Source organism: Mesorhizobium sp. B2-4-3, assembly GCF_006442815.1.
Classification (GTDB): Bacteria; Pseudomonadota; Alphaproteobacteria; order Rhizobiales; family Rhizobiaceae; genus Mesorhizobium.
Genome location: NZ_VFVL01000009.1, coordinates 64,608 through 87,816, shown reverse-complemented (window position 1 = coordinate 87,816; position 23,209 = coordinate 64,608). Strand labels below are relative to the sequence as shown.

Annotated in this window: 20 protein-coding genes and 2 tRNA genes; 14 read left to right on the top strand and 8 right to left on the bottom strand. The window is 63.8% G+C overall.

Going from position 1 to position 23,209, the window contains the following annotated elements; genetic code table 11:
* Nucleotides 1–111: 111 nt before the first annotated feature.
* Nucleotides 112–187 (bottom strand) — tRNA-Val (locus FJ956_RS11895).
* Between the two features lie 215 nt (nucleotides 188–402).
* On the opposite strand from FJ956_RS11895, the gene FJ956_RS11890 reads away from it, so the two are divergent.
* A tRNA-Asp gene (locus tag FJ956_RS11890) sits at nucleotides 403–479 on the top strand.
* Between the two features lie 111 nt (nucleotides 480–590).
* On the opposite strand, the gene FJ956_RS11885 is transcribed toward FJ956_RS11890, so the two are convergent.
* Entirely contained in the window at nucleotides 591–1,130 is a 540-nt protein-coding gene (locus FJ956_RS11885; protein WP_348641060.1) for a hypothetical protein, read from the bottom strand.
* Nucleotides 1,131–1,478: 348 nt separating this feature from the next.
* On the opposite strand from FJ956_RS11885, the gene FJ956_RS11880 reads away from it, so the two are divergent.
* Nucleotides 1,479–2,657, top strand: coding sequence for a M24 family metallopeptidase (locus tag FJ956_RS11880; protein ID WP_140677356.1), 1,179 nt, complete (start codon nucleotides 1,479–1,481; stop codon nucleotides 2,655–2,657).
* Nucleotides 2,644–3,870 (top strand): amidohydrolase, encoded by a 1,227-nt coding sequence (locus FJ956_RS11875; protein ID WP_140677358.1) that lies wholly within the window; start codon nucleotides 2,644–2,646, stop codon nucleotides 3,868–3,870. The genes FJ956_RS11880 and FJ956_RS11875 overlap by 14 nt, the downstream gene beginning before the upstream one ends.
* A 17-nt stretch (nucleotides 3,871–3,887) precedes the next feature.
* Here FJ956_RS11875 and FJ956_RS11870 read toward each other — a convergent pair whose 3' ends face one another.
* The gene (locus tag FJ956_RS11870) at nucleotides 3,888–5,168 is read right to left on the bottom strand and encodes a M23 family metallopeptidase (RefSeq protein ID WP_140677360.1); all 1,281 of its coding nucleotides are present in this window, start codon (nucleotides 5,166–5,168) and stop codon (nucleotides 3,888–3,890) included.
* 170 nt (nucleotides 5,169–5,338) lie between these two features.
* On the bottom strand, nucleotides 5,339–5,806 hold the full coding sequence (locus FJ956_RS11865; protein ID WP_140677364.1) for a peroxiredoxin: 468 nt from the start codon (nucleotides 5,804–5,806) through the stop codon (nucleotides 5,339–5,341).
* 95 nt (nucleotides 5,807–5,901) lie between these two features.
* Here FJ956_RS11865 and FJ956_RS11860 point away from each other — a divergent pair, with 95 nt between their 5' ends.
* Nucleotides 5,902–9,303: a DUF3971 domain-containing protein gene (locus tag FJ956_RS11860; protein WP_140677367.1), complete on the top strand. Its 3,402-nt coding sequence runs from the start codon at nucleotides 5,902–5,904 to the stop codon at nucleotides 9,301–9,303.
* A gap of 6 nt (nucleotides 9,304–9,309) precedes the next feature.
* On the opposite strand, the gene tyrS is transcribed toward FJ956_RS11860, so the two are convergent.
* Nucleotides 9,310–10,563, bottom strand: a complete 1,254-nt coding sequence (tyrS, locus tag FJ956_RS11855) for a tyrosine--tRNA ligase (RefSeq protein ID WP_140677371.1) — start codon at nucleotides 10,561–10,563, stop codon at nucleotides 9,310–9,312.
* A gap of 281 nt (nucleotides 10,564–10,844) precedes the next feature.
* Here tyrS and FJ956_RS11850 point away from each other — a divergent pair, with 281 nt between their 5' ends.
* Together FJ956_RS11850 and FJ956_RS11845 are read left to right on the top strand one after the other, a co-directional pair.
* Entirely contained in the window at nucleotides 10,845–12,488 is a 1,644-nt protein-coding gene (locus FJ956_RS11850; protein ID WP_140677374.1) for a glycosyltransferase family 39 protein, read from the top strand.
* A 46-nt stretch (nucleotides 12,489–12,534) separates the two neighbouring features.
* A complete protein-coding gene (locus tag FJ956_RS11845) occupies nucleotides 12,535–13,374 on the top strand; it encodes a phosphatase PAP2 family protein (RefSeq protein WP_140677377.1) in 840 nt (279 codons plus the stop codon).
* 39 nt (nucleotides 13,375–13,413) lie between these two features.
* Here the strand turns inward: FJ956_RS11845 and FJ956_RS11840 are convergent, their stop codons facing one another.
* A complete protein-coding gene (locus tag FJ956_RS11840) occupies nucleotides 13,414–14,088 on the bottom strand; it encodes an alpha/beta hydrolase (RefSeq protein ID WP_140677379.1) in 675 nt (224 codons plus the stop codon).
* 267 nt (nucleotides 14,089–14,355) lie between these two features.
* Here FJ956_RS11840 and FJ956_RS11835 point away from each other — a divergent pair, with 267 nt between their 5' ends.
* The 7 genes from FJ956_RS11835 (at nucleotide 14,356) to sufA (ending at nucleotide 21,557) form a co-directional block, all read left to right on the top strand.
* The gene (locus tag FJ956_RS11835) at nucleotides 14,356–15,516 is read left to right on the top strand and encodes a cysteine desulfurase family protein (RefSeq protein ID WP_140677381.1); all 1,161 of its coding nucleotides are present in this window, start codon (nucleotides 14,356–14,358) and stop codon (nucleotides 15,514–15,516) included.
* A gap of 240 nt (nucleotides 15,517–15,756) precedes the next feature.
* Nucleotides 15,757–17,274 (top strand): Fe-S cluster assembly protein SufB, encoded by a 1,518-nt coding sequence (sufB, locus tag FJ956_RS11830; protein ID WP_140677385.1) that lies wholly within the window; start codon nucleotides 15,757–15,759, stop codon nucleotides 17,272–17,274.
* Between the two features lie 26 nt (nucleotides 17,275–17,300).
* On the top strand, nucleotides 17,301–18,056 hold the full coding sequence (gene sufC, locus FJ956_RS11825) for a Fe-S cluster assembly ATPase SufC (RefSeq protein ID WP_140677387.1): 756 nt from the start codon (nucleotides 17,301–17,303) through the stop codon (nucleotides 18,054–18,056).
* A 25-nt stretch (nucleotides 18,057–18,081) separates the two neighbouring features.
* Nucleotides 18,082–19,353, top strand: a complete 1,272-nt coding sequence (sufD, locus tag FJ956_RS11820; protein WP_140677391.1) for a Fe-S cluster assembly protein SufD — start codon at nucleotides 18,082–18,084, stop codon at nucleotides 19,351–19,353.
* Between the two features lie 95 nt (nucleotides 19,354–19,448).
* On the top strand, nucleotides 19,449–20,684 hold the full coding sequence (locus tag FJ956_RS11815) for a cysteine desulfurase (RefSeq protein ID WP_140677393.1): 1,236 nt from the start codon (nucleotides 19,449–19,451) through the stop codon (nucleotides 20,682–20,684).
* 5 nt (nucleotides 20,685–20,689) lie between these two features.
* Nucleotides 20,690–21,082: an SUF system Fe-S cluster assembly protein gene (locus tag FJ956_RS11810; protein ID WP_140677531.1), complete on the top strand. Its 393-nt coding sequence runs from the start codon at nucleotides 20,690–20,692 to the stop codon at nucleotides 21,080–21,082.
* A 94-nt stretch (nucleotides 21,083–21,176) separates the two neighbouring features.
* Nucleotides 21,177–21,557, top strand: a complete 381-nt coding sequence (gene sufA / locus FJ956_RS11805; protein WP_140627530.1) for a Fe-S cluster assembly scaffold SufA — start codon at nucleotides 21,177–21,179, stop codon at nucleotides 21,555–21,557.
* 20 nt (nucleotides 21,558–21,577) lie between these two features.
* On the opposite strand, the gene FJ956_RS11800 is transcribed toward sufA, so the two are convergent.
* Together FJ956_RS11800 and FJ956_RS11795 are read right to left on the bottom strand one after the other, a co-directional pair.
* Nucleotides 21,578–22,036 (bottom strand): RidA family protein, encoded by a 459-nt coding sequence (locus FJ956_RS11800; protein WP_140677399.1) that lies wholly within the window; start codon nucleotides 22,034–22,036, stop codon nucleotides 21,578–21,580.
* 78 nt (nucleotides 22,037–22,114) lie between these two features.
* A complete protein-coding gene (locus tag FJ956_RS11795; RefSeq protein ID WP_140677402.1) occupies nucleotides 22,115–22,612 on the bottom strand; it encodes a GFA family protein in 498 nt (165 codons plus the stop codon).
* An 88-nt stretch (nucleotides 22,613–22,700) separates the two neighbouring features.
* Here FJ956_RS11795 and FJ956_RS11790 point away from each other — a divergent pair, with 88 nt between their 5' ends.
* Nucleotides 22,701–23,024, top strand: coding sequence for a TfoX/Sxy family protein (locus tag FJ956_RS11790; protein ID WP_140677404.1), 324 nt, complete (start codon nucleotides 22,701–22,703; stop codon nucleotides 23,022–23,024).
* Nucleotides 23,025–23,209 lie beyond the last annotated feature (185 nt).

Sequence of the window (23,209 nt, the reverse complement as noted above, 5' to 3'; positions counted from 1 at the left end):
CTGATGCCACGCGGCGAAAGGCTGCTGGAGCTGGTCAGCTGGAACGGGTGAGCCCGGAAGGACGCAACGGTAGCTGCTTCCAACGGTTTTGCATCTACTTGTCCGGCGGACTGGTGGGCGATGACGGGCTCGAACCGCCGACATCTTCGGTGTAAACGAAGCGCTCTACCAACTGAGCTAATCGCCCGCTTGAGCGCGGACCTTTAAGCAGTTAGGGCCGTAATCGCAAGGCCAAATAAGCAGACGGCGCGCCCACCCGTGGGGCAGATTTCCCCAGCTCCAGCGCCGCAGTCAAAAAACCTTCTCCTGATTGCTGTAATGCTTGAATGCCGTGCTTGACACCCGCAAACGAACCCCTTATCCAGCGCCCAACGAACACGCCTGACACGTGCTCGTCAGTGCGCGGGTGTAGCTCAGTCGGTTAGAGTGCCGGCCTGTCACGCCGGAGGTCGCGGGTTCGAGCCCCGTCACTCGCGCCATTATTTCCTTGGCAGGATCAATTAGAAATTCGGAACACGCCTAGCACGTGTTCCGGCTTTAGTGCGCGGCAGCGGCCCTTGCCGGGCCGCCACCTTGGCGGGTTCAGGTCGCTATTGCCTCACATAACAGCGCTTGTGAGCGCCCGGAGCGGGATCATCGCCGAAAGCGTTGTTGCCGCAGCGGACGCCATTCCTGAAAACATTCTGCGTGTATTGGCCACGGGCGCCGTATCTGACCATCGCGCGGCCGCGGAAATCGCAGAACTCACCCTCCCTGGCGCAGGCTACCCATTCGCCGCGATCCGGGCGTGAGCCGTAATCATTGTCACCGTAATTGTTGTCATCGCCATAACCGCCGCCACGCGCCACGAAATAGCAGGCCTTCTCGCGGCCGGGAGCGGGGTCGCCAAAAAGGCGATTCGAGCAGGGCACGGACTGACGATCGAAAAACCGCGAGGTTGTTCGGCCCCGTGCGCCGTAAACCACCTCCGTGGGATAGGGCAAGCGGCATATGCCGCCTTCATTGGCGCATCGCCGCAACTGCTGCGCCGAGGCGGTGGCGGGGAAAAGGGCGGACGCCGCGGCGACCAGGCCGGCCAGACACATGAAGGCCAGCATCGTTCGGATCGAGACGTGAAAAGTTTTTAACACGAATTGTCTCCCGGTTTGGTTGTACGCCGGTATCCTACCGCAGACCGATTAAATGCGCGATGAATGCCTGATCGCGTCGGGAAGCGATCGTTAACTCAGCGTGCGAGCATGGAGCGCGGGCAATGGCGACGCTGGCGCTGGCCGCCGGAGAGCTGGCCGAGGCCAGGCGGCAGGCGCACATCAGCGTGCCACGACCTTGCCGGCTAGGAGCGAGGGGCAATCATCGGGACAGGCCCTGCCTATGCGTTGGCCTGGCTGATTGCCGGCCGCCAAAAGCATCGCGATGGTGGGCGGCAGGGGAAGCTGCGGCTCGCCCCCCGACCAGATCGATCCCGGTGAGGAGAAAAGATGATTGAACTGCCCTTCGCCCGCGAAGAGTACCAGCGGCGGCTCGCAAAAATCCGCGCCGAGATGGCAAAGCGCGGCATCGAGCTCCTGATCGTCAACGACGTCGCCAACCAGCATTACATCACCGGCTATGACGGCTGGTCGTTCTACACGCCGCAGGTGGTGCTTGTTCCGATCGAGAACGCCGAGCCTGTCTGGATAGGCCGCGCCATGGATGCCGCGGGCGGGTTGCTGACGGCCTGGATGAAGCCGGAAAACGTGGTCGGATTTCCGGAGGACCATGTCCAGCGCGCCGATCGGCATCCCATGGACTGGATCGCGGCGTGGATCGTCGCCAGGGGCTGGGGCAGCCGTCCCATCGGCATCGAGCTCGAAGCCTATTATTTTTCGCCAAAGGCGCATGCGCGGCTCGTCGCCGGATTGCCCAATGCGAAATGGCACGACGCCGATCTCCTCGTGAACTGGATCCGCGCGGTGAAATCGGCGCCGGAAATCGCCTATCTGCGCAAGGCCTCGAGGCTGGCCCAGGCAGCCGTCGCGCGCGCGTTCGACGTTATCGCCCCGGGCGTGCGCGAATGCGATGCGATCGCGGCCATCCAGGCGGCGCAAATCGCCGGCAGCCCCGATTTTGCCGGCGACATCACGGCGCTGCCGCCGACGATCCTCGGCGGCGAAAACGCTTCCGCACCGCACATCATGTGGAGCGACAGGCGGTTCGGAAAGGACGAAACGATTGCGCTCGAGCTTGCCGGCGTCTGCCGCCGCTATGCCGCCGGGCTCGCCAGGACGATGCAGCTCGGCAAGACGCCGACCCGCGTCGCGGACACCGCGAAGGCGGTGATCGAAGGCATGGATGCGGTGCTCGACACTGTACGGCCGGAAACCACCGCCGAAGCGGTCGAAGCCGCCTGGCGCAAGGTCATCCAGCGTCACGGGCTGAAGAAGGAATCGCGCATCGGCTACTCCATCGGCGTTGCCTACCCGCCGGACTGGGGCGAGCATACGATCAGCCTGCGGCCCGGCGACAAGACGGTGCTTCAACCCGGTAATGTCGTCCACTCCATCCTGGGCATGTGGATGGACGGCTGGGGCATCGAGATCAGCGAGACCATTCTGGTGACCGATACCGGCAACGAGACGCTGACGAAGTTCCCGCGGGATATCCATGTCAAGGCCTGACCGGCCGGCCGGCGCGAGCGATCCCGCGGCCGACATCGATGCCGGAATTCTCGATCGGATGATCGAGATCCGCCGCCATCTGCACCGCCATCCGGAGCTTTCAAACCGCGAGGCGGGCACGCAACGCTATCTGCGCGAGATGCTCGCGAGCGAAGGCATCGCCGAGATTCGCGACGTTGCCGGCTACGGGCTTGCCGTCGATATCGTCGGCACCGGCCGGCCGTCCAACCGCAAGCTCGCCATTCGCGCCGACATAGACGCCTTGCCGATCGAAGAGGAATCCGGCGTCGATTATGCGTCGGAAAATCCGGGTGTGATGCATGCCTGCGGCCACGACGCCCATGCCGCGATGGGCTTTGCGGTGGCCGCGCATCTGCATCGCTCACGCGAAAGTTTCGGCGGGACGGTTCGGCTCATCTTCCAGCCGGCCGAGGAAGATGAGCCGTCAGGCGGCAAGCGGGTGGTGGAGGAGGGACTTCTCGACGACGTCGATGCGGCGATCTGCGTCCACGTCGATCCGTACACGCTTTCCGGCAAGGTCGCCGTTGGCTCCGGGCCGTACACTCTGGCATGCGATACGTTCGATGTGCTGGTCACCGGCTCGGCGGCGCATGCGGCAAAACCCCATGAAGGTGTCGACGCGCTGACTGTCGCCTGCTCCATGGTGAGCGAGCTGCAGAAGATCGTTTCGCGCGAGACCGATCCTTACGATCCGCTGGTCATTTCGGTGACGGCCATCAATGGCGGCAACGCCTACAATGTCACCGCCGGCAAGGTCGCCTTGAAAGGCACCATCCGCAGCGGCAATGACGCCACCCGCGAGCGTGCCTGGCGCCGGGTTCGCGAGGTGCTGGAGGGCGTAGCGGTCAGCCACGGCGCCAAAGTGAAGGTCGACATCCATCGCGGCGAACCCGGTGTAGTCAACGATACAGAGATGGCCGAACTGATCCTTGCCAGCGCCAAGGCCAGCATCGGCGCGGACAATGCCCTGAACATGCCTGGGTGGAGCATTGCCGACGACTTCGGCTACTACAGCGAGAAACGTCCGTCGGTCTATTTCCGGCTCGGCATCCGCAATGAAGTGGCCGGATCGGTCTATCCGCTGCATCACGCCAGGTTTCGCGTCGACGAGGCTGCGTTGAAGAACGGCGTCCTTACGTTGGTTTCCGCGGCAACGATGTATCTCGCCGGCCAGGAGAATCCTGGCGGCTAGCGAGGACCGCCAATCTGTTAGAGGTACTGCGCGACCTTCTTGCCGACAGCCAGGAAGCGCAGCGGGTCGACCGCCTCGCCATCGTGGCGCACTTCGTAGTGCAGGTGCGGGCCTGTCGAGCGGCCGCTGCTGCCGGTCTTGCCAATGGTTTCGCCGGCGGCAAGCTTCTGGCCGACGGCGACATCGATCTCGCTCAAATGCCCGTAGCGTGTCGCGAAGCCGTTGCCGTGGTCGACCTCGACCATGCGGCCGTAGCCGCCGGCCCAGCCGGCCCTGGTGACGGTGCCGGCGGCCGTGACCTTGGCCGGCATGCCGATCGGCGCCCTGAAATCCATTCCCGTATGCAAGGCGGCGCTGCCGAGGATCGGGTCGGTGCGCACACCGAACGGGCTGGTCACCGTATGGCCCGGAGCGGGGTTGGCGAGCGGCAACTTGCGCGCCTCCTTCTTGACCCCGTCGAGCGCATCGAGTGCCTCGTCCAGTTCCTTGACCTTGCTGTCGAAAACCATCGACGGATCAATCGGAACCAGTGGGCCGCCGACGTCGCTCTTGTCCAACTCGCTGTCGACCGGCAGGCCCGCCGCTTCCAGCGCCTGGGCGATGGCGTCGGCATTCTTGTAGGCGTTGTCGGCAAGCGTGGTGATGCGCGAAAGCTGCTGGTTCTCGATGGCCTTCAGCGACGTGTTGATCGAGACGAACAGCTTGTCAGCGCGATCGGCGGCCGTTTCGCCGTCAAGCGGGTCGGACCTTGTCGACCAGAGCGAGAAGGGCCTTGTATCGCCGGCGCTCAAGGATGCGACGGAATAGGTCGGCGCCTGCGAAAGGCTGCCGGTGACCTCTACGTGCTCGTCGGGATTGGGCGCCGCGGCAGCTGCCGCCGGTGCGTCGCCGACCTCGTTCTCCGCGCGATCGAGGATCGGCCCAAGTCGTCCGTGCCGCTCGCTGAGCTGGGTCTGCCTGGCCAGCAGCTCGCTGACCTTGGTCTCCATCAGTTGCTGATCGAGAAGCTGGCGGCTGGTGATGCGGTCGACCTGGGCGCGAAGGGCCGAGATGCGGTCCTCATAGGCCTGCTGCATGCGCGCCTGTCTTGCCGTCGTGGCGCCGATCAGGTCGTCGCGCAGCACCAGATAGGAAGTCGCGAGCAAATAGCCGATGGCGATCGCCGCCAGGGCCGAGCCAATGAAGGCGGCGAGCCAGGGGCGGATGGTGAAATGCCTTATCTCGTTGCCCCGGGCGATGATGACCGTGTGCGGTTCCTTACGCCTGCCGAAGACAGCTGACTGACCGGTTGGTTTCACGGGACCAAGCTTTCGTTACGGGACCACGACAAGCCTGATTACACATTATTAGGGTTAACAAAGTTTTGCCGGCCGCAGCGTCGAAAGCAACCATTTCGCGCATCGCGGGTGAGAGGTTGCAATGGGCGGGGAACGGCCGACGACGCCGCGAAAGCCGTGCGCGCCTGCTTTTAGAGCGTGCGCACGGCCTGAAGCACCTCTTCGGCGTGGCCTTTGACGCGAACCTTGCGCCAGACGCGGGCGATCCGCCCATCCTTGCCGATCAGGAAGGTGGCGCGCTCGACACCCATATATTTGCGCCCGTACATCGTCTTCTCGACCCACAACTGATAGGCCTCGATCACTTTGCGCTCCTCGTCGGCGATGAGATCGACGGTGAGATCGTACTTCGCCTTGAATTTGTCGTGTTTCTTCACGCTATCGGGCGACAGCCCGATCACCAGGGCACCAGCCTTCTCGAACTCCGGCTTCAACTGCGAGAAGCTGATGGCCTCGGCGGTGCAACCTGTGGTGTCGTCCTGCGGATAGAAGTAGAGTACAACCGGCTTACCCCGGAGCGCGGCGAGGCTGAAAGAGCCGCCGCCGTCACGCGGAAGATCGAATTGGGGTGCTGCGTCGCCCACGTCGAGATCAGCCATATCGATGCCCTTGTTTGCGGTTACGCGCGGGAAATCATCGATATAACGTGAAGCGGGGATTCGTCCACGACGAGTTCGTCACAACGGAATATTGCTTGGATCAGGAAGAACCGCAGCACGAGAAGATCAGGTTCAGGCGTGACGAGATCACCGACCTGGCGAGGCTTCCGTCCGCGTGCAGCGTGCCGCCGCTCGGCCGGGCAGGGGTGCGGCGGCGTTTCCGCATATTCGGTCGCGTGTTTGCCGGGCTTTGCGCGCTCGTGCTTCTGGCGGCGGCGGGCGTCTATGTGCTCGGCGCCTCCGGTATCGGCACGGAGCGCCTCCGGACCGAGGCGGAGACCGCCATCGAGAAGCTGGCCGGCGTCGATGTCCACGTCGCCGTCGGCGCGGCGCGACTGACGCTCGACGGGTCGAGCTTCGTCGCCCTGCAGGTGAACGATGTCAGCCTGAAGACGGCCGACGGCAAGCCGATGGCCGATATCGGGCGCGTGCGTTTCGGCATGCGCCTGCTGCCGCTGCTTTCCGGCGATGTCCGGCTGACCAGCGCCAGATTTTCCGACGCCCACATCGTGGTGGCCGCCATGCCCTCCGGCGGCGGCGACTGGACGGCGGCGTTGCGCAATAAGGAGGGCCTTGTCGACCCGGAGAAAGTGTCGGTGGCGGTGTTTTCAGGCATCAATGATGCGCTGGATGCCGTGCGCGAGGACTCGATGCGCCAGATCGATCTGCGCAATGTCGAGTTCGAACTGCCGGACACCGGGCCGGTCAAGCGCGTGACCGTCGCCTCGGCGACCGTCGCCCAGACCGGTACGGGAAGCATGCAGGCCTCCTACGATGCCGATGTCGATGGCCGGCACGCGACCTTGACCGCCTCGGCGACGCGTGATGCGACGGCAAGGCGCATTTCGTCGCTGAACGCCAACCTCGAGATAGAAGGCGCCCCCGGCGAGGGCAGTTCGACCGGAACCGCCCCGGCGGCCGATGGCGCCAGACTGGGTTCGATCGCGTTGAAGCTTTCCGGCTCGGAAGCGTCGGGCGACAGCCCGTCGCGCCTGGCGGCTTCGCTCTCGCTCAACGGTTCGGTGCTCGACCTGGACGAACGCGGACTGCTGCCGACCGATGTCGATGCCGATGCCACGCTGGTGGCCGGGTCGAACAAGATCTCCGTCGACCGGCTGCGGGTCAGGAGCGGGCGCTCCAGCTTCGACCTTGCCGGATCGATCGGGCCGAAGCCGGCGGTGGCGGGGGAGGAGCCCGCCTACCGCTATGACCTCACCAGCGACGGCTCGACGCTGGCGCCTTCGGAATCGCCGGAACCGGCGCTTCAGTTCCTGGCCCGTATCGCCGGGGTCTACCAGCCGAAGAGCCGCAAGCTCGTCGCCGAGCAGATCGGCGTGCGCTCCGGCGGACCGGGCGAGGTGCTGGGCGCGGCCACGGTCGCCTTCATCGACAACGGCCCGCCAGGCGTATCGCTGTCGCTCAACGTGCACGACATGCCGGTCTCGCATGTCAAGCAATTGTGGCCGTGGTTCTCGGCCCGCAACGCGCGGCTTTGGGTGTTGGGGAATCTGTTCGGCGGCACGGTTACCGACGCCAATCTGCAGTTCCAGGTCGTGCCGGGGCGCCTGGGCAACGGCGTGCCGCTTACCGGCGACGAAGTGTTCGGCCGATTCCAGATCGAGGGATCGCGCTTCGATACCGCCGGGCGCATCCCGCCGGTCCGCGACGCCGTCGGCGCGGTTGCGTTCCACGGCAACGATGTCGACATCACGCTCTCCTCGGGCAGCGTCTATATGCCGAGCGGCCGCACCGTGGCGGCAAGCGGCGGCACGTTGACGATCAAGAACGCGAACCTGCCGATTGTGGTCGGCAAGCTCGACATCGACGTCGCGGGTGAGGCGCCGGCGATCGCCGAGCTCGCCTCCTACGAGCCGATCAATGCCATGCGCCATGTCGGACTGGCGCCGGAGGACCTGTCCGGCACCCTCACCGGCCACGTCAGGGCGGACATTCCCCTGACAAGGGGCATGGACACCTCGACGCTCGATTGGCTGGTTTCGCTCGACTATCAAAACCTGTCGCTGGCGAAGCCGTTCGAGGACCAGACGGTGACCGAGGCCGATGGCTCGATCACCGTCGGGCCAAAGCAGGCGGTGATTTCCGCCGAGGCCAGGCTCAACGGCATTCCGGCCGAGCTCGATCTGATCGAGCCGCTTGCCGACGACGGGCCGGCGCGAAGACGCAAGGTTACACTGGTCCTCGACGACAAGACGCGCAACGCCAGCATGCCCGGCCTGTCGGACCTGCTTTCGGGAACCATCAAGGTGGCGATCGACAAGAGCGGCGAGGGCGCCCAGCAGGTTTCGGCGGACCTGACCAATGCCAGGCTCGACATTCCCTGGGCAGGCTGGAGCAAGGGCGCCGGCATTCCCGCCAAGGTCGCTTTCGACATGGCGAAGTCCGGCAGCACCACCACATTGACGGATTTCGCTCTCGACGGAAAAAGCTTCTCGATCGGTGGCAACGTGACGCTGGTCAACGGCTCGCTGTCCGCGGCTCGGTTCAGCAAAGTCGCGTTGAACAGAGGCGACGACGTTGCCGTTTCGGTCAAGCGCTCCGGCAAGAGCTACGCTGTCGATGTCAGCGGCGCCTCGCTCGACGCCCGCTCGCTGATCAAGCAGTTCACCTCGGATGTCGATACCGCCACGAAGGGCGCCGGCAGCGATGCGATCTCGGTGAGCGCCGACGTGGCATCGCTGACCGGTTTCCATGACGAGGTGCTTTCCAACCTCAAGCTCGAATACAGCGCCGCCGGATCGCGCGTGAATGGGCTAAACGTCACCGCCGCGGCAAGCTCGGGCGCCGCGATCGCGATCAACAACACCACCAGCGAAGGCGGCCGCGTGCTCAGCGTCAAGTCTGCCGATGCCGGCGCGATCCTGCGTTTCCTCAATGTCTACGAGCACATGGAAGGCGGCGCGATCACGCTGTCGCTCTCCGGCGCCGGCGACGGGCCGATGAAGGGTCAAGTGGATGCCCGCAATTTTTATGTCGTCAACGAGCCCAAGCTGGCCTCGATCGTGTCGACAACGCCAGCCGGCGACACACGCAGCCTGAACCAGGCCGTCAAAGGCAAGATCGATACGTCCAGGGTGCAGTTCGAGCGCGGCTACGCCGAGATCGACAAGGGTTCCGGCTATCTAAAACTGGCGAACGGCCTGCTGCGCGGCCCGCGCATCGGCACGACCTTCCAGGGCACGCTCTACGATTCGAACAACAATATGGACATGACCGGGACCTTCATGCCGGTCTATGGGCTCAACCGCATCTTCGGCGAACTGCCGCTGTTCGGGCCATTGCTCGGCAACGGGCGCGACCGCGGCCTGATCGGCGTCACCTACCGGTTGCGCGGCAACGCCAACAAGCCGACGCTCAACATCAATCCGCTATCGGTGGTGGCGCCGGGCATATTCCGCTCGATCTTTGAGTACAGGTAAGCAGTCTCATTCGGGCCTAACTAGGACCACCTTCTTTCCAAGCTGGACTTTGAAGGCGTCGATAGTCTTGTCCATGTCTCGGTAGAAGAAGAGTTTGTCCGGATCGGAAACGCGTTCGTTATTGATGCGAACCCCACCTTCATTCATTTTCCGCCGCACTTCCGACTTCGAGCTAAAGAGGCCAGAAGCAAAGGCTATGACCTTGGCTGACCGAGCCCATTGGAAACCCTCTTTTGCCATAACTACCGTTGGCAGAGATGCCGAAAGCGCGCCTTCCTCGAAAGTCTTGCGCGCCGTCTCGCTTGCGGTCTCGGCCGCGTCGCGGCCGTGCAACATGGCGGTGATCTCGGTGGCGAGGATCTTCTTCGCCTCGTTGATCTCCGAGCCGCCGAGTTTTTCAAGGCGCGCCACCTCGTCCAGAGGCAGCGTCGTGTAGAGTTTCAGGAAGCGCCCGACATCGGCGTCCTCGGTGTTGCGCCAGTACTGCCAGAACTCGTAGGGCGAGAGCATGTCGCCGTCGAGCCAGATCGCGCCGGAAGCCGACTTGCCCATCTTGGCGCCGGACGAGGTGGTGAGCAGCGGGGTGGTCATGGCGAAGAGCTGCACACCCTCCATCCGGTGGCCGAGGTCGATGCCGTTGACGATGTTGCCCCACTGGTCCGAGCCGCCCATCTGCAGCCGGCAGCCGACGCGCTTGTATAGCTCGACGAAGTCATAGGCCTGCAGGATCATGTAGTTGAATTCGAGGAAGGACAGCGACTGCTCGCGGTCGAGCCTGAGTTTCACGCTATCGAAGGCGAGCATGCGGTTGACGGAGAAATGCCGGCCGACATCGCGCAGGAAGTTGACGTAGTTGATCTGCATCAGCCAGTCGGCGTTGTTGACCATGACCGCGTCGCCCGGGCCGCTGCCGAACTTCAGGTAAGGCGCGAAGTTGCGGCGGATGCCGACGAGGTTGTCGTCGATGTCCTGCGGCGTGAGCAGCTTGCGCGCCTCGTCCTTGAAGGACGGGTCGCCGATCATCGAGGTGCCGCCGCCCATCAGCGCGATCGGCCGGTGGCCGGTCTGCTGCAGCCAATGCAGCATCATGATCTGGATCAGCGATCCGGCATGCAGGCTCTTGGCGGTGGCATCGAAGCCGATATAGGCGCTCACCGTTTCCTTGGCGAAAAGCTGGTCGAGGGCGGATTCGTCCGAAATCTGATGGATGAAGCCGCGCTCGCTCATGATGCGCAGGAAATCGGATTTGAAGGCGGACATTTTTTCTTCCTGGAGGTCGCCGGGTGCTTGGCCATGCTTGATATGAAGGCGCGCGTTTAGCATCCAAGCGCGATCAGCAAAAGTGCTTTCCGGTTTTGCGTCCGATCGCGCTTCAACCGACAAACACGCGATCAGCAAAAGTGCTTTCCGGTTTTGCGTCCGATCGAGCGCGGCGGCGCCGTCCTTGCTTCACCCTTTTTGCTGGCGTAATGAAGCGCCGCGCAAAACAAGCGCGCCGCGACGGGGCCATCCCGCAGTTTCAGATCGGAAAAGCTCCCGCGATGAACAGGAACTACCTCTTCCTCTTTCTGTTCAGCATCGTCATGACCGTCAGCGGGCTGGCCAGCCTGCCGCCGGTGGACCGCGATGAGTCCCGCTTCGTCCAGGCGACCAAACAGATGGTCGAGACGGGCGACTATGTCGACATCCGCCTGCAGGACGTCACGCGCTACAAGAAGCCGATCGGCATCTACTGGCTGCAGTCGGCGGCCGTGGCGCTGAGCGGCGAGGGGGCGGCAGCGCCGATCTGGGTCTATCGCCTGGTCTCCATCCTGGGCATTGCGCTCGCCGTCGTCGGCGTCGGTTGGACCGGGACAAAACTCTTCGGCGCCAATGCCGGGTTGGCCTCCGGCCTGATGATGGCGGCGATCTTCGCCACCGCCTTCGAAGGGCGCGACGCCAAGACCGACGCCATGCTTCTCGCCTGCTGCGTGGCGGCGCAAGGCGCGCTGGCGCAGGTCTATATGGCGGCCAAACGCAACGAGCCGGTTCCCGGGCACCTGCCCTGGATCTTCTGGATCGCGCAGGGGCTCGGCATCCTCATCAAGGGACCCGTCTCACCACTGCTGTCCCTGCTCACGGCCGCGGCGCTCTTTCCCTTCGACCGCGACTGGCGCTGGCTCACCAAGATGAAGCTGGTGCGCGGCGTCCTGATCGTGCTGGTCATTGTTCTGCCATGGCTCATTCTCATTACCTGGAAGAGCGGCGGCGCCTTCTTCCAGGAAGCGGTCGGCAAGGACATGCTGAACAAGGTGGCGCAGGGCGAGGAATCGCACGGCCTGCCGCCGGGCTTCTACATGCTGACCTATTCGCTGTTCATGTGGCCCTTCGGGCTGATCGCGGTCGGCGCCGGGCTGCAGGCGATCAACCGTTTTTGGGACGATCCGCGCCTGCGCTTCTGCCTCGCCTGGTACATTCCGTTCTGGCTGGTGTTCGAGGCGATCCCGACCAAGTTGCCGCATTATGTGATGCCGGCCTATCCGGGCATGGCGCTTCTGGTCGGCTGGCTGCTGACCTTGCCGGCGGACCAGGCCAACGCGCCGCTCAAGCGCTGGCAGACATGGCTGTGGTGGGCGACGGCCTTCGGCCTTGCCGTTGTGGCGATCGGCCTTGCCGTGGTCTGCGTCGGCGCGCCGCTCTATCTGGCCAAGACCTTCTCCTGGTGGAGCATTCCGGCGGCGATCGCCGCTCTGGTCACCGGCTATCTGGCCTTCCCGCAGCAATTGCAGGTGCCACTTGGCCGCATCGCCGCGATCGCGGTCGGCGCCGGCATCACCTTCAGCCTGCTGTTCGGCGTCATTGCGCCGTCGCTGAAACCGATCTGGCTGAGCCCCGCCGTCAAGGCCGCCGTCGACGCCAACCGTCCTTGCGACACCACCGTGCTTGCCTCGGCGAAGTTCCAGGAGCCGAGCCTGGTCTTCCTGGTCGGCACCAAGACGGTGCTGACCGACGTCGAGGGCGTGGCGCAACATCTGCTGAGCGATCCGGCCTGCGCGCTTGGGCTGGCACCGATCAAGGACGAGCAGAAGCTTGGCGACGTGCTGGCCGCTCAGGGCAAGTCGGCAAAGCGGCTGACCGAGATCGACGGCATCAACTATTCGTCAGGAGACAAGCTCTCGCTCGGCCTTTACCGGGTGGCGCCCTGATGAATAGCGTCGGGCATAGAATGCCCCTATAAGCTCGCGACCAGCCATGTCAGCCGCGCCCCTTGCCCTCTATCGCCGCTCGCTCGGCAATTTCAGCGACACGATGTCGATCGTGAAGCGGCGCTTTGCCGTGCGCCCGGCGCGTTATCCGCGAATTTTGTGGGGTGTCTGGCTGCTGGCCTGGCTGCTGCTCATCGTGGCGGTTTTCCTGCGCCTTGACGCCGGCGCCGGCGAGATGCGCGGCGAATGGTCCCCCGGCTTCGTGCGCTTCACCGATTTCTTCACGCAATTCGGCCTGGGCGGCTGGTATCTCATTCCGGCGGCGCTCTGCCTCGTCGCCGCCAACCTGACGGACTGGCGTGGCCTGCCCAGGGACGGGCGGATGCTTGTCTATAACTGGACGTGTTTCGCCTTCTTGGTGCTTTGCGCGGTCGGCCTGTCCGGCCTTGCCGTCAACGTGCTGAAATATGGCATCGGCAGGGCCCGGCCGCTTTACTTCGACAGTTTCGGCGTGCTGTCGCTGCATCCCTTCGCCATGGACGCGCGCTTTGCCGGCTTTCCGTCCGGCCATGCCACGACGATGGGCGCGGTGTTCGGCATCCTGCTGCTGCTGTTCCCGCGGCGCTGGTATATCGCGCTGGCAGTCACGGCCTGCATCGCCTCGACACGCGTCTTCGTCGGCGCGCACTATCCAAGCGACACGGTCGCGGGCTTCGGCCTCGGGCTGGCGTTTGCGGTGATCTCGGGGCTGGTGTTCGCTCGGCTCGGCTTCATCTTCGGCCAAACGAGCTCGAAGCTGCCCGTGCGCAAGCGCACATTCCGGCTGGGACCGTCCAGCGCGCCGAGAGGCGGGATTTCAACGGCAGGCCCGGTCAAGCCCAACTGACCGAACCCAGGCAAAAGCCTGGGCTCGCAGTCTTCGCGCTTAGCGCAGGCGCTTCGGCCTCGGATCGGCCAGCTCGCCCGCCAGTCGCCGGTCGAGATAGTCGGAACATTCGTGGATGAGCAGTTCGGAATCGTTGGCGAAGAAGTGGTTGGCGCCGGGAATCGTCTTCTGCGTGATGGTGATACCCTTCTGGGTGTGCAGCTTGTCGACGAGCCCCTGCACGTCCTTCGGCGGCGCCACCTTGTCGGCATCGCCATGGATGATGAGGCCGGACGACGGGCAGGGCGCCAAGAACGAGAAATCATAAGTGTTGGGCTGCGGCGCGACCGAGATGAAACCTTCGATCTCGGGCCGGCGCATCAGGAGCTGCATGCCGATCCATGAGCCGAAGGAATAGCCGGCCACCCAGCAGCTCTTGGAATCCGGATGCAGCGACTGCACCCAGTCGAGCGCGGCGGCGGCGTCCGACAGTTCACCGGTGCCATGGTCGAACTCGCCCTGGCTGCGGCCAATGCCGCGGAAATTGAAGCGCAGCGTGGTGAAATCGCGCTTCTGGAACATGTAGAAGAGGTCGTAGACGATCTTGTTGTTCATCGTGCCGCCGAATTGCGGGTGCGGATGCAGCACGATGGCGATCGGGGCGCTCTTTTCCTTCGAGGGCTGATAGCGTCCCTCCAGGCGACCGGCCGGACCGGCGAAAATGACCTCAGGCATAAAATACTCCACGTGGCATATGAATGCGCTAGCCCGGAACTCTTCTGGTCCCAACTCTCCCGAGACCCCACACCTTCTGTGGCCTTGACGCCGGGCGAGCGTCTTCCTAGAAGCTAGTTTAGAATTGTTCAAAACTGGGAGGCCGAAACCCGATGGTTCGGCCGCCCGCGCCGCAAGCCGGGTAGATAGGACGGCTTGCCTTGCAATTTCAAGGAAATAACGCGCTATCCTCGCGGGATAGCTGGCGGAAGGACGAACTGAGCGAAAATGGCCGCGACCCGCGTCTATCTCGACTACAACGCCAGCGCGCCGCTCATTGCGGAAGCGCGGGCGGCGATGGTCGCCGCGCTCGATGCCGCCAACCCGTCATCGGTCCATGCCGAAGGCCGCGCGGCGCGGCGGCTGGTCGAGGACGCGCGCCGCGACGTGGCGCGGCTGGTCGGCGCCAGGCCAGAGCATGTCGTCTTCACCTCCGGCGCCACCGAGGCCGCCTCGACCCTGCTTGGGCCCGACTGGCAGATGGGGCGCGGCTCGATCCGCATGAGCCACCTCTATGTCTCGGCGGCCGACCATCCCTGCATCCTGAATGGCGGGCGGTTTGCGCCGGCGCAGGTGACGAGGATCGGCGTCGACCGGAACGGCATCGCCGATCTCGAGGCGCTGGTCGTCGCGCTTGCCGCGCATGACAAGGCCGCCGGCCTGCCGCTGGTGGCGGTCCACGCCGCCAACAACGAGACCGGCGTTGTCCAGCCGATCGGGCGCATCGGCGAGATCGTCAAGGCCGCCGGCGGGGTGCTGGTTGTCGACGCCGTGCAGGCCGCCGGGCGGATTCCGCTCGATATGTCAATTCCTTATGCCGATTATCTGATCCTGTCCTCGCACAAGATCGGCGGCCCGAAGGGCGTCGGCGCTATCGTCGCTGCGTCCGACCTGATGATGCCGCGCCCGCTGATCAATGGCGGCGGCCAGGAGAAGAGCCACCGCGCCGGCACCGAAAACGTCGCCGGGATCGCCGGTTTCGGCGCCGCGGCGCGGGTTGCCCTTGCAGGCCTGGACGACGTCGATGCCGTTTCGCGGCGCCGCGATGAGATTGAAGCCATCGTGACCGAATTGGCGCCGGACGCGGAAATCTTCGGAAATGGCGCTCCCAGGCTTGCCAACACGACATTCTTCGCTATTCCCGGCGTCAAGGCCGAGACGGCGCAGATCGCTTTCGATCTTGCCGGCGTCGCGCTGTCGGCGGGTTCGGCCTGCTCGTCGGGGAAAGTCGGGCCAAGCCATGTGCTGAAGGCGATGGGCCATGGCGACAGCCTGGGCGCGTTGCGGGTCTCGATCGGTCGGGCGACCGGCGCCGAGGATATCGAGGCCTTCCGGGCAGCAATGGCCGGCATCGTCGCCCGCCGCGCGGGCAAGGAAGAAGCCGCGTGAGGACGGCGGAGCATCGGAACGAGAAACGCCTTGCGGTTCTCGGATTTCCGCTGCTCGAACAAGAATTCAGGCTTTAGGGCCTGGTAGAGCCGTGCGTTTTGTCCTGGCCGGGTGAATTTCCGGCGGACACGCACTATATGGAACTTACTCCGCCGCGAGTCCCTCCCTGAGGCGCGATTTCGGCGGTGCCATAGTTTGAAAACTGCCGGGCCTTGACCCCGGCGTGGATGGAGAACGCTTATGCCTGCTGTGCAGGAGACGATCGATCGAGTCCGAAAGATCGACGTCGACCAGTATAAATATGGATTCCAGACAGAGATCGAGATGGACAAGGCCCCCAAGGGCCTGAGCGAAGACATCATTCGCTTCATCTCGGCTAAGAAGGATGAGCCGGACTGGATGCTGGAATGGCGTCTGGGGGCTTATCGCCGCTGGCTGACGCTGGAAGAGCCGACCTGGGCGCGCGTCCACTATCCGAAGATCGACTTCCAGGATATCCACTACTACGCCGCGCCTAAGAGCACGCCGGGGCCGAAGTCGCTGAGCGAGGTCGACCCCGAACTGCTCAAGGTCTACGAGAAGCTCGGCATCCCGCTCAAGGAGCAGGAGATCCTGGCCGGCGTGCAGAAGACCGATGCCTCGGAGCTCGAGGAAGCCGGCGACAATGTCTACAAGTCCGGCCGCGTCGCGGTCGATGCCGTGTTCGATTCCGTTTCGGTGGTCACCACTTTCAAGAAGGAACTGGCTCAGGCCGGCGTCATCTTCTGCTCGATCTCGGAGGCGATCCGCGAGCATCCGGAACTGGTGAAGAAATATCTCGGCTCGGTCGTGCCGACCTCGGACAATTTCTACGCGACGCTGAATTCGGCGGTGTTCACCGACGGTTCGTTCGTTTTCGTGCCGAAGGGCGTGCGCTGCCCGATGGAATTGTCGACCTATTTCCGCATCAACGAGAAGAACACCGGCCAGTTCGAGCGCACGCTGATCATCGCCGAGGAGGGGGCTTACGTCTCCTATCTCGAAGGCTGCACGGCGCCGCAGCGCGACGAGAACCAGCTGCATGCCGCGGTGGTCGAGCTGATCGCGCTCGACGACGCCGAGATCAAATATTCGACGGTGCAGAACTGGTACCCCGGCGACGCCGAGGGCAAGGGCGGCATCTACAATTTCGTCACCAAGCGCGGCGACTGCCGCGGCGACCGCTCGAAGATTTCGTGGACGCAGGTCGAGACTGGTTCGGCGATCACCTGGAAATATCCGAGCTGCATCCTGCGCGGCGACGATTCCAGCGGCGAGTTCTATTCGATCGCGGTGTCGAACGGCTACCAGCAGGTCGATAGCGGCACCAAGATGATCCATCTCGGCAAGAACACGTCGAGCCGCATCATCTCCAAGGGCATCGCCGCCGGCTTCTCGCAGAACACCTATCGCGGCCAGGTCTCGGCGCATCGCAAGGCGTCCAACGCGCGCAACTTCACCAATTGCGACTCGCTGCTGATCGGCGACCAGTGCGGCGCGCACACCGTGCCTTACATGGAAGCCAAGAATTCGACGGCGCAGTTCGAGCACGAGGCGACGACGTCGAAAATCTCCGAGGACCAGAAGTTCTACGTCATGCAGCGCGGCATCCCCGAGGAAGAGGCGATCGCGCTGATCGTCAACGGCTTCGTCAAGGACGTCATCCAGCAGCTGCCGATGGAATTCGCCGTCGAGGCGCAGAAGCTGATCGGCATCAGCCTTGAGGGTTCGGTCGGCTGACCGCAAAAGACATTCAGGAAGAAATTATGCTTGAGATCAAGAATTTGCACGCCCGCATCATCGATGACGGCACCGAGATCATCCGCGGCCTGAACCTGACGGTGAAAGCTGGCGAGGTCGCCGCCATCATGGGGCCGAACGGCTCGGGCAAGTCGACGCTGTCCTATATCCTCGCCGGCCGCGAGGACTATGAGGTGACCGAGGGCGACATCCTCTATAACGGCCAGTCGATCCTGGAGATGGATCCGGCCGAGCGCGCCACCGCCGGCATCTTCCTCGCCTTCCAGTATCCGATGGAGATACCGGGCGTCGCCACCATGGAATTCCTGAAAGTGGCGATGAACGAGCAGCGCAAGGCGCGCGGCGAGGAGCCGCTGAAGGTGCCGGAATTCCTGAAGCGCGTGAAGGAAGCCGCGGCCTCGCTCAGCATGGATATGAACATGCTGAAGCGGCCGCTCAATGTCGGTTTCTCGGGCGGTGAGAAGAAGCGCGCCGAGATCCTGCAGATGAAGCTGCTCGAGCCAAAACTCTGCGTGCTCGACGAGACCGATTCCGGCCTCGATATCGATGCGCTGAAGATCGTCTCGGACGGCGTCAACGCGCTGCGTTCGCCGGACCGAGCCATCGTCGTCATCACCCACTACCAGCGCCTGCTGGAACACATCGTGCCGGACTCGGTACACGTGCTCTACAAGGGGCAGGTCATCAAGTCGGGCGACAAGTCGCTGGCGCTCGATCTCGAGGCCAACGGCTATGCCGGCGTGATCGGGCAAGCCGCGTGAGATGGGAGCGGTCGAGGCAAGAACAATGAACATGCACGCACAGCCCCAGCGGACCTTGGCCGAGACGGCGCTGATCGATGCCTTCGGCGAGCGGCTGTCGCTGCTGCCCGGCGACGGCGCGGTGATGGTCAAGCGCGACGACGCGATCGAGGCGATCAAGCACGGCCTGCCGACCCGCCGTGTCGAATCCTGGCATTATACGGACCTGCGCCGGCTGCTCGCTTCGGTGCCGGCTTTCGAGGCCGACGTCGTCGTCAAGGCGCTGGCGCCGATCCTTGAAGGCTCGGCGGTCCTGCCGGTGCTGAACGGCGTTTCCAGCGCCAAGCTGCCGGAGATCGAAGGCGTCACCGTGCAGCGCCTGTCGGAGAAGCTCACCGACGGCAGCGTGGCTCCGGGACTGGATCCCTATGGCAGCGACGACGCGATCGGCGCGCTGAACACGGCCTTCGTTGCCGATGGCTATTTCGTCGATATCACCGATGGCGCCGAGCTGGAAAAGCCGATCGAATTGCAGAACCTGCAGGCCGGCGGCCAGTCGCATGTGCGGCTCTTGGCGCGTGTCGGCGCCGGCGCCAAGGCGATCGTCGTCGAGCGCCAGGCTGGCGAGGGTGGCGATGCGCTCACCAGTTCGGTCAGCCAGCTGGTGGTCGGTGACGGCGCCGAGGTGACGTGGCTGATCGTCCAGGAGCAGCCGGACACCGCAACGCATCTGGCACAGTTCAAGGCGCATATCGGCAAGGATGCCAAGCTGACGCTGTTCGTGATGAATGCCGGCGGCAAGCTCGTTCGCCAGGAGGTCGTCGTCAGGACGACGGGCGAAGGCGCCGACTTCAAGCTGCGCGGCATCAACCTGCTGGCCGGCGACACGCATACCGACGTGACCATGGTGCTCGACCATGCGGTGCCGCACACGACCTCGACGGAAGTGATCCGCAACGTCGTGACCGGCAAGGCGCGCGGCGTCTTCCAGGGCCGTATCAACGTGCATCAATACGCGCAGAAGACCAACGCCAAGATGGCCTGCAACACGCTGCTTCTATCGGACGACGGCGAGTTCTCGACCAAGCCGGAGCTGGAAATCTTCGCCGACGACGTCGTCTGCGGCCATGGCGCGACGGTCACCGAGAACGACCACAACCACCTGTTCTACCTAATGGCACGCGGCATCGACGAGAAGTCGGCGCGGGGCCTTCTGGTCAAAGCGTTCGTTGCCGAAGTCATCGAGGAACTGGACGACGAGGCGCTGGTCGAGGCGCTGGAAGCACGGCTCGATGGCTGGTTCGTGGCGCATGGCTAGCACCTTTCCTTCTCCCCGTTCACGGGGAGAAGGTGGCCCGAAGGGTCGGATGAGGGGTGAGTGATAGGTGAGGCATTGCCTCAAGAGAGCTTGTGATGGACCAGAAGATCGAAACCTATGACGTCGAAGCGATCCGCCGCGATTTCCCGATCCTGTCGCGGGAAGTCTACGGCAAGCCGCTCGTCTATCTCGATAACGGCGCCTCGGCGCAGAAGCCGCAGGTGGTGCTCGACACCATCCAGCACGCCTATAGCCAAGAATACGCCAACGTCCATCGCGGCCTGCATTTCCTGTCGAACGCCGCGACGGACGCCTATGAAAAGGCGCGCGAGACGGTGCGCCGCTTCCTCAACGCGCCAAGCACCGACAATATCGTCTTCACCTCCAACACCACCTCGGCGATCAACACCGTCGCCTATGGCTGGGGCATGCCGAGGATTGGCGAGGGTGACGAGATCGTGCTTTCGATCATGGAGCACCATTCCAACATCGTGCCGTGGCATTTCATTCGCGAGCGGCAGGGCGCCAAGCTGGTCTGGGTGCCGGTCGACGATCTTGGCGCCTTCCATGTCGAGGAATTCGAAAGGCGGCTGACCAACCGTACCAAGCTCGTCGCCATCACCCAGATGTCGAATGCGCTGGGCACGGTGACGCCGATCAAGGAGATCGTGCGCATCGCGCATGCGCGTGGAATTCCCGTGCTCGTCGACGGCAGCCAGAGCGCCGTGCACATGCCGATCGATGTGCAGGACCTCGACTGCGATTTCTTCGTCTTCACTGGCCACAAGGTCTACGGCCCGTCGGGCATCGGCGTGCTCTACGGCAAGAAGCACCGGCTGGAGGAGATGCGGCCCTTCATGGGCGGCGGCGAGATGATCGAGGAGGTGACGGAAGACATCGTCACCTATAACGAGCCGCCGCATCGCTTCGAGGCCGGCACGCCGCCGATCGTGCAGGCGATCGGTCTGGGCACGGCGCTCGATTACATGGAGAAGGTCGGCCGCGAGCGCATCGCCGCGCACGAGGCGGACCTCAAGACCTACGCGCATGAGCGGCTGCGCGCCATCAACTCGCTGCGCATCTTCGGCGATGCGCCCGGCAAGGGCGCCATCATCTCGTTCGAATTGCAAGGTATCCATGCGCATGACGTGTCGATGGTGATCGACCGGCAAGGTGTCGCGGTGCGGGCTGGCACCCATTGCGCGCAGCCGCTGTTGAAACGCTTCGGCGTGACCTCCACATGCAGGGCATCGTTCGGCATGTATAATACAAGGGCCGAAGTCGACGCTTTGGCCGAGGCGCTGGAAAAGGCGCGAAAGTTCTTCGGGTGATGATGATGGACGATGTGAGCACGACCGCAGAGAAGGCGCCGGAAACGGCCGCGAACGGCATCGTTTCGGCCTCGGCGATCCCCGCCGACGAGCTGGCGCGGCTGACCGACGACATCGTCTCGGCGCTGAAGACCGTCTACGATCCGGAAATCCCGGCTGACATCTACGAGCTCGGCCTCGTCTACAAGATCGACATCGAGGACGACCGTTCGGTCAAGATCGACATGACGCTGACCGCGCCCGGCTGCCCCGTGGCCGGCGAAATGCCTGGATGGGTCGAGAACGCCGTCGGCGCGGTCGAGGGTGTGTCCGGCGTTGAGGTCAAGATGACGTTCGATCCGCCATGGACGCCGGACCGCATGTCGGAAGAGGCGCAGGTCGCGGTCGGGTGGTATTGAGGCCGATACCCTTGCGCCAGTTGTAAAACTTCACCATTTTAGGTGAGAATCATTCGGCAGGCATTGAACCTGCATGGAATGGAGAAGGAAAGACATGGGACGCTTCGCCGTCATCACGATGACCGAAAAGGCCGCGGACCGGGTGCGCGAGATCGTCGCCACGCGGGAAGGTGCGCATGGCATCCGGCTCGGCATCAAGAAGGGCGGCTGCGCCGGCATGGAATATACCGTCGATCTGGTCACCGAGCCCAACCCCAAGGACGACCATATCGAGCGCGATGGCGCGCATGTCTATGTCGCGCCGGAGGCGGCGCTGTTCCTGTTCGGCACCGAGATGGATTTCGAGCAGACGACGCTGCGCACCGGCTTCACCTTCAAGAATCCGAACCAGAGTTCGGCCTGCGGCTGCGGCGAATCCGTCGAGCTGAAGCCTGCCGACCTCAAGGCGCTGGCTGAGGCGCGCGCCTCGGCCTGACCAGACGCGAACGCTTCCGCTCAGTCCGGCAACGCGGCGATGACGACAAGCTCGACGACGAGGTCAGGCTGTGCCAGGGCGGCGACGCCGATCACCTCCGATGGCGGCGGGTTGTTGTAGCTGCAGTGTTTCGGGCAGTGTTCGGCAAAGAATTCGTCCAATACGTCCAAACGGAAATTCGGTGAGCTGAGGACGCCGCCGGACGGAAAAGGTCCTTTGACGTAGAATGTCACCTTGACCAGATGCTCCAGCGAGCTGCCAAGCTCTTCCAGGTCCGCCTTGATGTTGGCAAGGATCGCGCGCCACTGCGTGGCCGGGTCGCCGACGGCGCCGCCTTGGTGCTTTGACGGATCGTAGTCGTCGACCGTGGCGGTGTTGCCGCAGAGAAAAACATACCCTTTGGCGTCGGTGACGACCGTGCCCTTGCCCCACGGCATCAAACGATCGCCTTTGAATTTCTTGTGTGTCGTGAGGTTCATTTCGGTCTCCTGTCGCCCGATGGTTGTCTTGACGCAATTCCGGGGCGAAAAACCGCTGCGCGCTTTTCCTGGAAGGCTCTAATCCACCCACATGCCGGTTCGCTTATGCCAGTCGGCGATCGATTCCTCCGGATAGACGTCGAACACCTTGTCGTTCTTGCCGACGACCGGCTCGACCCAGTTCGCCTTGTATTTCAGCATCAGATGCACCTTTTCCGGCGGTGTCGGCAGGTCGGTGTCGATCGCCGAGGCGAACGGATGCACAAGCTCCGGCCACGTCGGATCATAGAGCCAGAGTGCCGCGCCGCATTTCCGGCAGAAATTGCGCTCGCCGGTCGAGACCTCGCAATGCGGATGCTCGTCGTCCTCGATCTCGGCGCGGTAGACGCCGAGGCTGCGCTTGCCCTTTATGCTCATCGTCTCGTAGTCGGCGCCGAGATTGATGGCGAAGCCGCCGCCGCCTTGCTGCTTGCGGCAGATCGAGCAGTAGCAGAGCATGAACGGCACGGGCGTGTGGCTTTCCACCTCGAAGCGAACGGCGCCGCAGCGGCAGGAGCCTTTGAGCAGGACAGGCATGGCGGGGACTCCGTTTTCACGTCTCAACTTGTCAGCATGCTTTTGGTTGCGGCAATGACAAGGCCCTTGCCGGATGAGATGGTTGGGCATGGACAATGAACGCCTTGAAGAACTGTTCGAAAGCCTGGGGCCGATCAGCATCCGCAAGCTGTTCGGTGGCAAGGGCATCTATTGCGACGGCATCATCGTCGCGGTCGTCGTGCGCGGCGAGCTGATGTTCAAGGCCGACGACCAGAGCATCCCTGACTTCGAAGCCGCAGGCTGCAAGCAATGGACGTATACCGGCTCGCGCCACGGCAAGGAGGTGGCGATGCCATACTGGAGCATTCCCGATGAGGCCTTCGACGATCCCGACGAAATGGCGGTATGGGCGCGGCGCGCTTACGAGGCGGGGAGGCGGGCGGGGAGATAATTTTCGAGGGCGTTGTGACGGCCTTTTGGAGATGCCGAGGGACAGCACCCCCCTCTGGCCTGCCGGCCATCTCCCCCGCAAGGGGGGAGATTGGATGTCGCTCGGCTTTCGCCAATCGCCGACGTTGAAAAACGAGAGCTAGCGGATGAGCTGCTGATCTCCCCCTTGCGGGGGAGATGGCCGGC